12 protein-coding genes are annotated in these 13,486 nt (G+C 36.9%); 5 read left to right on the forward strand and 7 right to left on the reverse strand.

Going from position 1 to position 13,486, the window contains the following annotated elements; translation table 11 throughout:
- Positions 1-49 precede the first annotated feature (49 nt).
- Genes B4F31_RS10980 through tsaB form a run of 3 tightly spaced genes read left to right on the forward strand, consistent with a single transcriptional unit; the run spans position 50 to position 3,406 of the window.
- Positions 50-1,489 carry a TolC family protein gene (locus tag B4F31_RS10980; RefSeq protein ID WP_093305025.1) on the forward strand — a complete coding sequence of 480 codons (1,440 nt, stop codon included), beginning with the start codon at positions 50-52 and terminating at the stop codon, positions 1,487-1,489.
- A 3-nt stretch (positions 1,490-1,492) separates the two neighbouring features.
- Positions 1,493-2,725, forward strand: a complete 1,233-nt coding sequence (locus tag B4F31_RS10985) for an efflux RND transporter periplasmic adaptor subunit (RefSeq protein WP_286761310.1) — start codon at positions 1,493-1,495, stop codon at positions 2,723-2,725.
- A 21-nt stretch (positions 2,726-2,746) separates the two neighbouring features.
- Complete coding sequence (gene tsaB, locus B4F31_RS10990; RefSeq protein WP_093305021.1) at positions 2,747-3,406, forward strand: tRNA (adenosine(37)-N6)-threonylcarbamoyltransferase complex dimerization subunit type 1 TsaB; 660 nt, start codon at positions 2,747-2,749, stop codon at positions 3,404-3,406.
- On the opposite strand, the gene B4F31_RS10995 is transcribed toward tsaB, so the two are convergent.
- The 3 genes from B4F31_RS10995 to B4F31_RS11005 form a co-directional block, all read right to left on the reverse strand.
- Positions 3,407-4,303, reverse strand: coding sequence for a mechanosensitive ion channel family protein (locus B4F31_RS10995; protein WP_075325673.1), 897 nt, complete (start codon positions 4,301-4,303; stop codon positions 3,407-3,409). It lies immediately after the preceding gene.
- A gap of 75 nt (positions 4,304-4,378) precedes the next feature.
- Positions 4,379-6,421 carry a thioredoxin domain-containing protein gene (locus tag B4F31_RS11000; RefSeq protein ID WP_286761311.1) on the reverse strand — a complete coding sequence of 681 codons (2,043 nt, stop codon included), beginning with the start codon at positions 6,419-6,421 and terminating at the stop codon, positions 4,379-4,381.
- A 67-nt stretch (positions 6,422-6,488) separates the two neighbouring features.
- Complete coding sequence (locus tag B4F31_RS11005) at positions 6,489-6,689, reverse strand: dodecin family protein (RefSeq protein ID WP_075325675.1); 201 nt, start codon at positions 6,687-6,689, stop codon at positions 6,489-6,491.
- A gap of 238 nt (positions 6,690-6,927) precedes the next feature.
- Here B4F31_RS11005 and B4F31_RS11010 point away from each other — a divergent pair, with 238 nt between their 5' ends.
- Positions 6,928-9,180 (forward strand): inorganic phosphate transporter, encoded by a 2,253-nt coding sequence (locus tag B4F31_RS11010; RefSeq protein WP_075325676.1) that lies wholly within the window; start codon positions 6,928-6,930, stop codon positions 9,178-9,180.
- An 11-nt stretch (positions 9,181-9,191) separates the two neighbouring features.
- On the opposite strand, the gene B4F31_RS11015 is transcribed toward B4F31_RS11010, so the two are convergent.
- Entirely contained in the window at positions 9,192-10,115 is a 924-nt protein-coding gene (locus B4F31_RS11015) for a NifU family protein (RefSeq protein ID WP_075325677.1), read from the reverse strand.
- Positions 10,116-10,244: 129 nt separating this feature from the next.
- Here B4F31_RS11015 and B4F31_RS11020 point away from each other — a divergent pair, with 129 nt between their 5' ends.
- Positions 10,245-11,234, forward strand: a complete 990-nt coding sequence (locus tag B4F31_RS11020) for a PorP/SprF family type IX secretion system membrane protein (RefSeq protein ID WP_075327893.1) — start codon at positions 10,245-10,247, stop codon at positions 11,232-11,234.
- Here the strand turns inward: B4F31_RS11020 and murI are convergent.
- From murI to B4F31_RS11035, 3 genes are all read right to left on the reverse strand, one after another.
- Positions 11,231-12,028 (reverse strand): glutamate racemase, encoded by a 798-nt coding sequence (gene murI, locus B4F31_RS11025; protein WP_075325678.1) that lies wholly within the window; start codon positions 12,026-12,028, stop codon positions 11,231-11,233. The two genes, B4F31_RS11020 and murI, sit on opposite strands and share 4 nt — an antisense overlap.
- Positions 12,029-12,098: 70 nt before the next feature.
- Positions 12,099-12,608, reverse strand: coding sequence for an OmpH family outer membrane protein (locus tag B4F31_RS11030; RefSeq protein ID WP_075325679.1), 510 nt, complete (start codon positions 12,606-12,608; stop codon positions 12,099-12,101).
- 43 nt (positions 12,609-12,651) lie between these two features.
- Positions 12,652-13,455: an OmpH family outer membrane protein gene (locus B4F31_RS11035; RefSeq protein WP_093305018.1), complete on the reverse strand. Its 804-nt coding sequence runs from the start codon at positions 13,453-13,455 to the stop codon at positions 12,652-12,654.
- Positions 13,456-13,486: the final 31 nt, after the last annotated feature.

Raw genomic sequence — 13,486 nt, forward strand, 5'->3', positions numbered from 1 at the left:
AATGTAACAAGTTTAGAATTTCATAGACTCATCAACTACAATTCCTATTATGAAAAAATACAGCTTACTAATCATATTTTTATTTTCTGCTTTAGTGGTAAAAGCACAGGAAGGCAAAAAGTGGACCCTCCAGGAGTGTGTTAATTATGCCCTGGAAAATAATATTTCAGTAAAACAAAGCGAACTCGATGTGGAGTTGGCAGAGCTTGGTAGAAGAGACGCAATTGGTAATTTTCTGCCTAATATAAATGCATCTGCAACAAATTCCTGGAATACGGGTCTTACCCAAAACGTAACTACTGGAGTTTTACAAACGCAAACCACCAGAAACTTTTCTGCAGGAGTAACTGCAAGTCTAAACCTTTTTGATGGGCTAAGAAACTTTAAACAATTGCAACGTTCAAAGATATCTGAACTTGCCAGCCAGTATGCGCTAGACAGGATGAAAGATGATATTACGTTGTTTGTAGCAGATTCTTATTTACAGGTGCTTTTTAACAAGCAAAACCTGGAAATTCTTAGAATGCAAAATGAAGTTACCCAGGAACAAATGGAAAGAACCAGGGAACTCGTAGAAGCCGGTTCTTTACCGCAGGGAGATCTTTTGGAAATTGAAGCTACCAATGCCGATGAAAGACAGCGAATAATTGTGGCCCAAAACAATATTAGAATTTCTCTTATAAGTTTAGCTCAAACCCTGCTTATTAAAGATTATGAGAATTTTGATATCGTAGAAAGAGATTATAATATTTTTGGAACCGAAATTCTAGATAATCCAGTAGAGGATATAGTAGAACAGGCTAAAGAAGAACGTTCTGAAATTAAAATTGCTGAAGCAAACCGTGAACTTGCTCAAAAAGACGTAGAGATTGCCAAAGGAGCTTACTACCCAAGTGTAGGAGCTTTCTTTAACTATAATACCAGGGAATCTGGACAGGGAAGAATAGTGGGTGCAGAAATAGATCCTAACGATCCTACCCGCGAGATTGGTGTGGTAGAAGAAACCGGTGACATTGTTGTGGCACCAAATACGCTTACTACAATTGGTAGCCCGCTGCCATTTTTTGAACAATTACAACGCAACGATGGTATGACTTACGGGGTTCAGGTTAGTGTACCAATTTTTAGCGGATTTGCCACCAGGAACCAGGTAAGAAGAAGCCAGGTAAATGCCAGGCGTGCGGAATATGAATTGGAGCAGGCAGAATTAGATCTTGAAGCGAATGTTTATCAGGCTTATGTAGATGCCGAAGGAGCTTTTGAAGCTTACGAAGCGGCCCTGGTTGCAGCAAACGCGCAAGAGCAGGCTTTTGAATATTCTACACAACGTTTTGATGTGGGAATTTCTAATGCTTTTGAATTTAGCCAGGCAAAATTGAGATATGAAAATGCACAAAGTGAAGTGCTAAGAACTAAATACGATTACATTTTTAAACTAAAAGTACTTGAATTATATTTTGGAGTACCGGTGACCGATCTTAAATTTTAAACCATGAAGAAAAAGACTCTTTTTATAATTATCGGAATTGCTCTCGCGCTTATTGTCTTGCTTATAGTAGGAAAAAAAGCCGGTTGGTTTGGTAAATCTGGCAATTTTAAAGAAGTAGAAATAACCAAAATAGAACCTATAGATATTATAGAAACAGTTTCGGCTACGGGAAAAATTCAACCGGAAATTGAAGTAAAACTTTCTTCAGAAGTTTCAGGAGAAATAATAGAACTTCCCGTGGTTGAAGGTCAGGCGGTAGAAAAAGGTGATCTATTGGTGAGGGTAAATCCAGATATTTACCAATCTAACGTAAATAGAGCCCAGGCAGGATTAGAAACTTCAAGAGCAAATTATTCGCAAGCCCAGGCAAGTTTAAAACAAGCTGAAGCTAACTATAACCGAAACAAAAGCTTGTTTGAAAAGGGTGTAATTTCTAAAGCAGAATGGGACAGGATCGTTTCAGAATATGAAGTAGCACAGGCCAATAAAGAATCTGCTTATTACAATATGCAAAGTACAGCGGCTACGGTAAAAGAAGCTACAGATAACCTTGGACGTACCAATATTTACGCGCCTATGAGCGGAACCATTTCAAAACTTGATGCCGAACTTGGTGAAAGAGTTGTTGGAACCCAGCAAATGGCCGGTACCGAAATTCTTAGGGTGGCCAATCTAACCAATATGGAAGTGGAAGTAGATGTAAACGAGAATGATATTGTAAAAGTACAGGTAGGAGATTCTACAATTGTTGAAGTTGATGCCTATTTAGGAAAAGAATTCAGCGGAATTGTTACTGAAATTTCTAACTCGGCTGATGCTGCTCTTACTACAGACCAGGTAACTAATTTTAAAGTTAAAGTTCGTATAATAGAAGAATCTTACAAAGAGCTTTTAGCGGGAAAAGATGAGAATTATTCTCCATTTAGACCGGGGATGACAGCTACTGTAGATATAATTACCAATAGAAAAGATAATATAATTGGAGTGCCTATTAGTGCTATCGTGATTAAAAATGATACCACGGCAGGTAAAAATCAAGATCAAAAATATGAGGCGGTTTTTCTAAAAGAAGGAGAAAAAGCCGAACTTAGAAAAGTTACCACTGGAATCCAGGACGATAGTAATATCGAAATTACCGAAGGCCTGGAGGAAGGGGAGACGGTAATAACCGGCCCTTATAATACCGTGACAAAAAGCCTGAAAGAAGGTGATGATGTTGAGGTGACTAATAAATAGGAATAAGAAAAATTTGAAGATTTGGCATTAATACTTTGCTTAGAAACCGCTACTACAAACTGCTCTGTGGCACTTTCAAAAGATGGCGTTCAACTTGCGCTTAAAGAAGATAAGAGTAACAATTATTCGCACGCCGAGAAGTTACACGTTTTTATAGATGAAATTCTAAAAGAAAATAATTTAACGGTCACAGATCTTGATGCCATAGCAGTAAGTAAAGGGCCGGGTTCTTACACCGGACTTAGAATTGGCGTTTCTACCGCCAAAGGCTTATGTTTTTCATTAGATATTCCATTAATTTCTATCGCTACGCTCGCTTCTTTAGCAGCGCAGGTAAAACTGGAGAAAGGATATATAATTCCGATGTTAGATGCGCGTAGAATGGAAGTTTATTCAGCAGTCTTTGATCAAAATTTGAAGAATATTAGAGAAACCAAAGCTGAAGTTTTAGCTGAAAATTCTTTTATTGATTTTCTCGAAAAAGATAAAACGGTATTTATAGGAAACGGTGTAGAAAAGTTTGAAGCGATTTGTAAACATGCTAACGCTGAATTTATATCAGATAAATTACCCTCTGCACGGGAAATGTGCAGTTTGGCGGAAGCTAAATACAAAATAAGCGACACCGAAGATGTCGCTTATTTTGAACCTTATTATTTAAAAGACTTTATTGCCGGGTAACTAATCGGCGATATTCGAATTGTTGTTATCCTGTTTTTGTGCTGATTTCTTTTCTATCGTACCATTCATTTTAGTTTGGTCGTAGAGGTAAACATCACGCTGAGGATAAGGAATTGTCATTCCGGCTTCTTCCAGTCTAATTTTTCCTTCTTCAATCATATACCAGTGAAGATCCCAGAATTTACTGTTTTCGGCAAAATATCTAACTGAAAAGTTTACAGAATCGGCACCGAGTTCAGCTACAATAATTTGTGGTGGCGGGTCTTTAAGCACATCTTCCTGCTCTTCAACAAGATCTCTAAGTACCTGCTTAGCCTTTTTCAAATCATCATCGTAAGAAATTCCAAAACTTAAGGTTTCCCTTCTTGTACCATTATGACTGTAATTAATAATATTATCGTTGCTTAATTCGCCGTTTGGAATTACTGCACGTTGATTTCCAAAAGTGTCTAATTTGGTATAGAATAAGGAAATTTCTACAACAGTACCTGAAACCCCTTGAACTTCTATCCAGTCACCGACTTTAAAGGGTTTTAATATTATAAGAAGTACACCGCCGGCGAGATTAGATAGCGAGCCCTGCATAGCAAGACCAATGGCTAAACCGGCCGCACCAATTGCGGCAACCAAAGATGCGCTTTCTACACCTAATTGGGTAATAAAAAGTACAAAAAGAATGATGCGAAGTCCCCACTTTACAGCATTTATAGTGAAGATTTCTAAGGTTTCATCAAAATTTTTCTTTTTAAATAATTTGTCTAAGTATTTAACAATAAGACCAATTACCCAAAGCCCAATAATAAGCAGCGCAAGTGCTCCTAATAACGTTGGCAGATAATCTATTAATTTTTCTGCGTATTCTTTCGCGATGGCGCCCCAATCGTTTAATTTATCCATTATATCAATTATTTTTCAAGCAACAAATTGACTATAAATATTTTATTTATCAGAACCTTTATTGTTTAATTTTTGTTAAAATTGTTTAATTTTTTTAATAGATTCTACTACGGAGTTTAAAGGAAGATCGCATTTACCATCACTGCATATGTAAATTAAATCTTTATTATTTTTAAATCTCGATTTTAAAAGTTCTACTTCTGATTCACGGAGGCTTCCTGCAAACACAGTATGCGGAAAGTATTCTTCCTGAAGTTCTTTTCTTATTCCCAGTGCATTTTTGCTAGTAATTGCGACTTCATAAAAATTTCCAGTGAAATTAAGCATTAAATTCAGCCAGTTGGCGTAGGATTGCGGCTGGGTCTCTATTTGGGGTTGAACGGTTTTAAGCATTTTTTCAGCTAAATTGTAATAATCCCGGTTTCCGGTTATTTTAGAGATTTTAAATAAATTCTTAGCCATAACGGAATTTGAAGCCGGCATTACATTATCGTTTAATTCATAATTTCTGGTGATTAGCGCTTCATCTTTGGAAGAAGTAAAATAGAATAAGCCGGTTTTTTCATCTTGGAAATCTTCAAAACAAACCTCAGTTAATTTTTCGGCAATTTCCAGCCATTTTTCATCAAAAGTAACTTCGTATAAATTTTTAAAAGCCTCGGTACAAAAAACATAATCTTCCAGATAAGCATTTATAGAACTTTTTCCGTTATTGTAATTATGCCATAGCCTGTAGTCTTTTTTAAACTGATATTCCTGAAGAAATTCAGCATTTTTAAGAGCTTTTTCTAAGAATTCCTGGTTACCAAAAGCTTTGTAAGCGTCTACGTAGCCGGTAAGCATTAAAGCGTTCCAGGACGTTAGGCTTTTATCATCTAATCCCGGTTTTGTTCTTTTATCACGTTCTTTTTTTAAAATTTTAGTCCAATTTTCTTTTTTAGATTCCAGTTCAGATAAACTGAGATCAAATTCATCAGCTATGGTTTCATCATTTTTAGACCTGATAAGAACATAATTATTCTCCTCCCATTTTCCGGAAGAATTTATATTATAATAAGCTTCAAAAATTGGAAAATCTTCTTCTAAAAGTTCCTGTAAGTTCTCTTTTTTCCAAACGTAATAAGCGCCTTCGGTTTTATTTCCGTTTTCATTTTCACTATCGGCATCTAAAGCCGAGTAAAAAGCGCCTGTAGTATCGGTAAGTTCTTCCTCTATAAAATTTAGGGTTTTAAAAACTACTTCTTTATACCAATTATCTTTAGTGAATGAATAGGCTTTGCTATATAAACTTACCAGTTGGGCATTATCATAGAGCATTTTTTCAAAATGAGGTACGTGCCATCGCTCATCTACCGAGTAACGCGAAAATCCACCGCCTATGTGGTCAAAAACGCCGCCGTAAGAGATTTTATTAAGGCTGTGAAGAGTATGTTCCAAAACGGCTTTATTTTCTAACTGCACGCCGCTACGCAATAAAAATTTCTGGTTTACCGGAAGCATAAATTTTGGTGCCCCGCGGGAACCACCATTTTTTTTATCGAAGCCAATTTGCCATTTTTCAAGAATTTCATTTAGAAAATCTTTGCTGAACGGCGTTTCTTCCTCAGGAATTTCTATGAGTTGCAATTGTTGCAGCCCTTCTTCAAGCCGTGAAGCATATGCTTTCATTTCCCCCGGCTTGGTTTGGTAAAGTCCTGAAAGTTGTTTTAAAGCGTCTTTCCATTGCTCTTTTCTAAAATACGTTCCGCCCCAAACTGGCCTGCCGTCGGGGAGGGCAACAATATTCATAGGCCAACCGCCGGCACCGGTCATTACCTGTACCGCATTCATATAAACCTGGTCTATATCTGGACGTTCTTCGCGGTCAACTTTTATATTTATAAAATGCTGGTTCATAATTTCGGCTACACTTTCATCTTCAAAACTTTCGTGCTCCATCACGTGACACCAATGGCAGGCAGAATAGCCTACGCTAATAAGCAATAATTTATCTTCTTCTCGCGCTTTTTTTAAAGTTTGGGAATTCCAGGCCTCCCAGTTTACGGGATTATGTGCGTGTTGTAAAAGGTAGGGACTGGTCTCGTTTATTAGGCTATTGGTGAATTTTGGTGTGGTCATGGTTATTTTTTAAAATGAAAAAGCTCCCTGGAATCCCAGAGAGCCTTGCTAATTTCTTGAGCTAAAATTAATTGACTTCAAAAGAGATTTTTACATTAACCCTAAATTCGGTAATGTTTTCTCCATTCACAAGTGCGCTTTGCTCTTTAACATAAACCGATTTTATATTTTTCACAGTTTTCGCGGCGTGCTTCACTGCTTTCTTTGTGGCATCTTCCCAGCTTTCGGTAGAATTTGCCAGGATCTCAATAACTTTTACAATAGACATAATAGATTGGTTTTAAAATGTTAGTATTCAATTAACTAAAGATAGCCTTAATTTCTTCGAAAACTAAATTGAAACTAAAAAATAGGGGTTATTACCAGTAAATTACGGGCCTACTTCTTCTAAAATTTCTGCGGAATGATTTAAGCTTTACATTATTAATTAAAGTTTTAATAACCTTCATAAAAACGATATAAGGAAAAAATCACTGATTTTTGCAGGTTAAAAGGAAGTTATTCGCATGCAGGATGTTTATTTAATAATTCTGGGAATTTTATTTATTCTGGCCATCACCGATTTGGTGGTTGGGGTTAGTAACGATGCTATTAATTTCCTGAATTCTGCCATTGGTTCTAAAGCGGTTTCCCTTAGGTCTATCCTTATTATTGCGAGTCTTGGTGTGGCGGTGGGCGCTATATTTTCCAGTGGATTAATGGAGGTAGCAAGAAAAGGAATTTTTCTTCCGCAAGAATTCTATTTTGAAGAGATCATGGTCATATTTATGGCCGTTATGATTACTGATGTTTTGCTGTTGGATTTCTTCAATTCTATGGGTTTGCCAACATCTACAACGGTTTCCATTATGTTTGAATTATTAGGAGCAGCCGTAAGTGTCGCCTTAATCAAAATTTTTAACACTACTAACGATATTTCGCACCTGGTAAACTTTATAAACGTTGAAAAAGCTTCTGAAGTTATTTTCGGAATTCTTATTGCCATAGTTATTGCTTTTATTACGGGTGCTGTAGTGCAGTATTTTTCACGTTTGGTATTTTCTTTTAAATATGAAAAAAGACTGAGGTTTGCCGGGGTTATTTTTGGAGGGGTTTCTCTTGCCGCGATCTTCTATTTTATCCTCATAAAAGGCCTTAACAGTATGGCTTTTGTTTCAGATCACTTTGTAGACGATGTAAATGAGAATCGAATACAGATTATTATTTTTAGTCTGCTTGGTTTTACTATGCTCTCTAAAATTCTTATTAGTTTTTTTAGGGTAAATATTCTTAAAATAATTGTGATGGTAGGTACGTTTGCGCTGGCCCTGGCCTTCGCCGGAAACGATTTGGTGAATTTTATTGGGGTGCCAATAGCAGCCTGGCAATCTTACGAAATATGGAGCGTTTCTGGAGTTTCGGCTTCTCAATTATTAATGAGTGATCTCGCCGGCAGCGTTCCCACACCAGAGATAATCCTCATTTTTGCGGGGGGAGTTATGGTACTTACCTTGTGGTTTTCAGGAAAAGCAAGGGCCGTGGTAGATACCGGTGTAAAGCTTTCCCGGCAAAATGAGGGGGCAGAACCGTTTGGAGCTAATTATTTATCCCGAACCATTGTTAGGTATTCTATAATGTTTGGTGCTGCAGTGTCAGATGTACTTCCGCAGAAGGTTAGAAAGCAGATAAATAACCAGTTTGAAACTCCAAAGACTAAAAATCAGCCCAGGGAAATAGCACCACCCGCATTCGATTTGGTGAGGGCTTCGGTGAATTTGGTGGTAGCCAGTATTCTAATTTCCATGGGAACTAATTGGCAACTTCCGCTTTCTACCACTTACGTTACCTTTATGGTGGCCATGGGTACTTCTTTGGCCGATAGGGCCTGGAACCAGGAAAGTGCCGTTTACAGGGTGGCGGGAGTTTTAAATGTAATTGGAGGCTGGTTTGTTACGGCTTTGGTGGCTTTTTTAGGAGCTGCAATTTTTGCCGCAATAATTTATTATGGAGGTTTAATTGCTATAGCCGTCTTGGTTTCTATAACCGCTTTTTTTATCGTTAAGAATACACTCTCTCACGCTAAAAAAGCTAAAGCCGATAAGCGCCAGAAAAGGTATAAACGAACCGATATAATTACTATTAACGAAATTACTGCAGAAAGCTCTGTAAATATCTCCCAGGTAATTTCTGGGATTAGTAAACGCTATACCAAAACCGTAGATAACCTGGGTTATCACGATTTAGGAAAACTAAAGAAGAATAATAAGAAAGTTGGAGAGCTTGAAAGCGAAGTAGATGATTTAAAAGGAAATATCTATTACTTTATAAAATCGCTAGACGAAGATTCAATTGAAGCAAGCCGATTTTATATTCATTTGCTGGATTATTTGCAGGAAATGGTAAACTCTACCCGATACATTACCAGAAACTCTTTTGAACACGTAAATAACAATCACAAAAACCTAAAATTTAACCAGATTAGGGATTTGAAAAAGATTGATAGAAAACTTCAGGAGTTATTTGGAGAGATAAAATACACCTTTGATGAACACGACTTTGAGCGCTTAGACAATATTCTTGCTGAAAAGCAACAGTTGCTAGATATGGTTTCAGAAATGATAGAGAAACAGATCACACGAATAAGGACTTCAGAAAGCAGTCCTAAAAACACAAAACTTTATTTTGGGTTTTTACTGGAGTCTAAAGACCTTATTTCGTCTACCCTTAATCTAATTCAGTTATTCAGAGAATTTTATGTGGAAGCGAAGTCTACGCTTTAACGTTTAAAGAATTATCCGTTTACTGCTTCTACATAATCTACTTTTCCGCGTAGCATATCCCTTAGCATTGTTTCAATTCCACTTTTAAGCGTCATTGTAGAAGAAGGACAACCACTACAAGCTCCCTGAAGAATTACTTTTACGGTTTTATTATCGGCATTATAAGAATCAAAAAGGATGTTTCCACCATCGCTGGCAACCGCAGGTTTAATATATTCATCAAGAATTGCGATAACTTGTTTAGAAGTATCGTCAAGATCTTTAATTTCCTGGCTTACCTCTGGATTTGCCGGATGGCTCGCTGCTTCAGTTTGTTGTGGTACCGAGGCTTCGGCTTTTAAAACTTCTTTCCCATCCTGTAGGTAATTAGTAATGAATTCTCTTAACTCCAGGGTGATTTCCTCCCATTGTGCAACATCATACTTATGGATAGAAACGTAATTAGAATCTATAAATACTGCTTTTACAAATGGAAAATGAAAAAGTTGTTGCGCAAGTGGCGCATCTTTAGCTTCATCAATATTTTTAAACTCGGCAGTTTTTAAAACCAGTTTTTTGTTGGCTACAAACTTCATTACGCCCGGGTTGGGAGTACTTTCAGCATAAACCGTAACCGGAACATTCTTGGCGTCCTTGGTGTCTTCTTTTACAACTACACCGCCTTTATTTAAAAATTCTTCTATTTGCGAGGCAACTTCTTCCTGTACATCATCCCATTCCACTATATCATATTTTTCTATCGCGATAAAATTTTGAGCGATATAAACCGTTTTTACAAATGGTAAATAAAATAACTGCTGGGCTATAGGAGATTTGGATGCTTCATCAATATTTTTAAACTCGTGATTCTCGTGCCGGGTAAGAAATTTGTTAGTTTCAAATTTAATGATTCCCGGTTTGTTGGTGGCTTGTATATTTATGGTGAAATTGCTCATATCATTTTTTTTGCAAAAGTACTAAAGAAAACTTAGTTAATCTATATCTTTACCTTTCTTATGGGGATTAGAACTTTATTTAGTGGGGATTATAATGTTTTTTTAAGAGCTAATCAAATTAGCTTAATTATTAAATTTATCTTCTTAATATTATTTGTTTTTTTAACCGGCTCGTCGGTGAAGTCACAGGAGGTAATTCCTATATACTCAGATTATTTAACCGATAATCTTTTTCTTCTTCATCCTTCTATGGCCGGTGCTGCTAATAGAAATCAAATTAGACTTACGGCCAGACAGCAATGGTTTGACGTAGAAAATGCACCTAGCTTACAAACCCTTGCGGTTAATGGCCGGGTAGGAGATAAGCTTGGGATTGGTGGAATTGTTTTCAACGACCAAAACGGGAATTTTTCTAAAATAGGTGCTTATGGAACCGTAGCCTATCATTTACTTTTTTCCAGAAGTGAACTGGACCTGAATCAACTTTCTTTTGGAATTAGTGCCGGGATTGTTCAGCATAGATTAGATCAAAGTGGATTTACCGAATTTGATCCTATTGTAAGTGGGAGTAATGTTTCTGACATCTTCGGAAATATGGATATTGGAGTCTCTTATTATTATTTAGATTTTTATGCACACCTGGCTGCAAAAAATTTAATTTCAGTAAGACGTGAACTATTTTATTCTGATGCTGTGCCCAGCAATCAGCGTAAATATTTATTCTCTACGGGTTATGTTTTTGATAATAATAATGATTGGAGTTATGAGCCTTCAATTTTATATCAGTTACGGGAAGCTACAAACGAGATGAATATAGATTTAAATATGAAAGTGTATCGGGAAGTTGATTTCGGGCAACTATGGGGCGGGGTTTCCTATAGAAACAGTTTTGAAGGTGCCGAATATACTACGGATGGTAACGAAATTGAAAGTCAGCAGCTGCGGTATATTACCCCATTTGTAGGCCTGGATTACAAAAATTTTATGTTTGGCTATACTTTTAGCTACCAGTTTAACTCGGTGGTTTTAAGTAATAATGGTTTTCATCAAATTACCATTGGCTACGATTTTGGAAAGAGTAGAGGGCGTTGGGATTGTAAATGCCCCGCTATTAATTAAAAGTCCAGGTAAGAGACTTTATAGCCATTTTTTTCAGCTTCAGTTAAATTCTCCAGAACTTTAGGATTGGTATTGCTGAAAAATTCCGGGATAGGTTTTTGAGAAGGCACTTCCGTTATTAATAAATTATTTTCGTTAAGAATAGATTTTGTTTGTCTGGCCACTGCTTCTCCCGAATCTATAATTATAACATCTTTTGGCATTAATTCTTTTAAAATAGGAATAAGGTAGGGATAGTGACTACAACCCAACACCAGGTAATCTATTTTATTTACTAAAAACGGCTCCAGGAGTCTGAGTAAATGGCTTCTCATTTGGGGAGAATCTAAATCTCCTGCTTCAATAAGTTCTACCAGGCCGCGACCTTCTACTTCAACCACATTAATATTTCTGGCATAAAAATCTGATGTTTTTGAGAAAAGTGTGCTGGTTAAGGTTCCACGGGTAGCCAAAATACCTATAGTTTTGGTTTTGGTATTTAGTGCAGCGGGTTTAATAGCCGGTTCAATCCCTATAAAAGGAAATGCATATTCATTTCTAAGGTCTTTAATGGCGTTTGTAGTAGCGGTGTTGCAGGCAACCACAATAATTTTGGCGCCCATTTCCAGCAATTTTTCAGTATTTTTTCGACTTAAATTTTTAATATCTTCAATAGGTTTTTCGCCGTATGGAGCGTTTTTACTATCGGCGAGGTAGATGGTTTTTTCAAAGGGAAGTAGCTCGTGAATTTCTCTCCAAATGGAAGTTCCCCCTACACCAGAATCAAAAATACCTATGGGTTGCAAATTGCTCATTGATACAAAAATAAAAACTGCGCCTGGAAAGGACGCAGTTTTTAATCTTTATTTATGTATTGGGTGAATATTACATTCCCAATTCAGCTTTTACATCTGTCATAAGATCTTTACCATCGGCAAGAATTACTCCTGTTCCTGTAGTAGAGTCAAGTACATAATCAAATCCTTGTTCTCTTGCTACTTTTTGGATAGCTTCACGAGCTTTTTCAATTACCGGTCTAATTAGATCGTTTTCTTTCTTTTGAAGTTCCTGACGAGCTCTCTGGCTGTGCTCCTGAATTCTTCTTTCAGTTGCCTGAAGTTCGCTTGCTCTTTTTGCATTTTCTTCTTCTGTTACTGTTTCAGCTTCAGATTGGTAACGTTGCATCGTGTTTTGAGCTTCAGTAAGCATGTCTTTAATCTCTGCATCGTAAGTTTTCTCTAACTTCTCAAGTTGAGACATTGCATCTTTATAAGCAGGCATAGTTTCTACAAGCTCCTGGGTTGCGATGTGAGCAACTTTGCTTTGTGCGTTTGTAAATGCAGTAGCTCCTATGGTTAATGCAAGGGCTATAAAAAGTGTTCTGAATTGTTTCATTTTAATTGATATTAATTGTTTAAGTATTAAGGTTTAAAATTATTTAGTTTATGGTGTCTTTTCTATTTCGTGCCGCTTCTATAGAATCTCTTTTTTGTTTTCTTTCCTTTAAAATTCTTTCCCGGCGTTCTTCAAAAGCTTTTTGTCTGGCTTCTTTAATAGAGTCTTGTTTTTTTCTGCGTTCTTCTATTAAGGCTTCGCGTTCGCTTTTACGATCTTCAATAGCTTGTTCGCGTTGGCTTAATTCTTCATCTTCCTCTGCTGTACGCGCTTCAGCTCTCTCAAGTTCTCGTTCTTCCTGTTTTGTTTCAATTTGTTTACGGTTAGAAGCTCTGTTAATACTTCTTAGAACCTGGTCACTTAAATCAAAGCGTTTTTTTGCAAATAACATACCCGATTCAGCATTACGGTCAAATATAAAATCGAAATCCCTGTTTTCACCTATTTCCTGCAGGGCGTTAAAAACCTGATCCTGGATTGGCTTTATTAATTGCCTCTTTTGAATCATGTAATCACCTTTCGGGCCAAAACGTTTCTGCTCGTAATTTGTAGCCTGCTCTTGCTGGTAAGCGATCTCTTCTTCCCGTTCTTCAATTAGTTGGGGAGTGAGTAACGCCCGTTCATTTTGCAGGCTGGTTTTCATTTCACTAATTTCGTTTCGCTTTTGCTCAATTTCGTTTCGCCATTCTTTTACTCGCCCGTCTAATTGAGATGAAGCTTGCTGATATTCTGGAACATTTTCAAGGATGTATTCCATATCCACAAAGCCTATATTTATTGGCTTTTGAGCGCTTGCCCCCAATCCAATAAAAATAAAAAGTGTGAATAAAAATGTTCTTTTAAGCATACTTAAATCGAATATAGAAAATATCGTGCCA

It is taken from the genome of Salegentibacter sp. UBA1130 (assembly GCF_002311535.1).
Taxonomy (GTDB): Bacteria; Bacteroidota; Bacteroidia; order Flavobacteriales; family Flavobacteriaceae; genus Salegentibacter; species Salegentibacter agarivorans.

Bases quoted from the DNA above. Each gene is read 5' to 3' on its own strand.
- B4F31_RS10980 (WP_093305025.1), top strand. From the start codon at position 50: ATGAAAAAATACAGCTTACTAATCATATTTTTATTTTCTGCTTTAGTG.
- B4F31_RS10985 (WP_286761310.1), top strand. From the start codon at position 1,493: ATGAAGAAAAAGACTCTTTTTATAATTATCGGAATTGCTCTCGCGCTT.
- B4F31_RS10995 (WP_075325673.1), bottom strand. From the start codon at position 4,303: ATGGATAAATTAAACGATTGGGGCGCCATCGCGAAAGAATACGCAGAA.
- B4F31_RS11000 (WP_286761311.1), bottom strand. From the start codon at position 6,421: ATGACCACACCAAAATTCACCAATAGCCTAATAAACGAGACCAGTCCC.
- B4F31_RS11005 (WP_075325675.1), bottom strand. From the start codon at position 6,689: ATGTCTATTGTAAAAGTTATTGAGATCCTGGCAAATTCTACCGAAAGC.
- B4F31_RS11010 (WP_075325676.1), top strand. From the start codon at position 6,928: ATGCAGGATGTTTATTTAATAATTCTGGGAATTTTATTTATTCTGGCC.
- B4F31_RS11015 (WP_075325677.1), bottom strand. From the start codon at position 10,115: ATGAGCAATTTCACCATAAATATACAAGCCACCAACAAACCGGGAATC.
- murI (WP_075325678.1), bottom strand. From the start codon at position 12,028: ATGAGCAATTTGCAACCCATAGGTATTTTTGATTCTGGTGTAGGGGGA.
- B4F31_RS11030 (WP_075325679.1), bottom strand. From the start codon at position 12,608: ATGAAACAATTCAGAACACTTTTTATAGCCCTTGCATTAACCATAGGA.
- B4F31_RS11035 (WP_093305018.1), bottom strand. From the start codon at position 13,455: ATGCTTAAAAGAACATTTTTATTCACACTTTTTATTTTTATTGGATTG.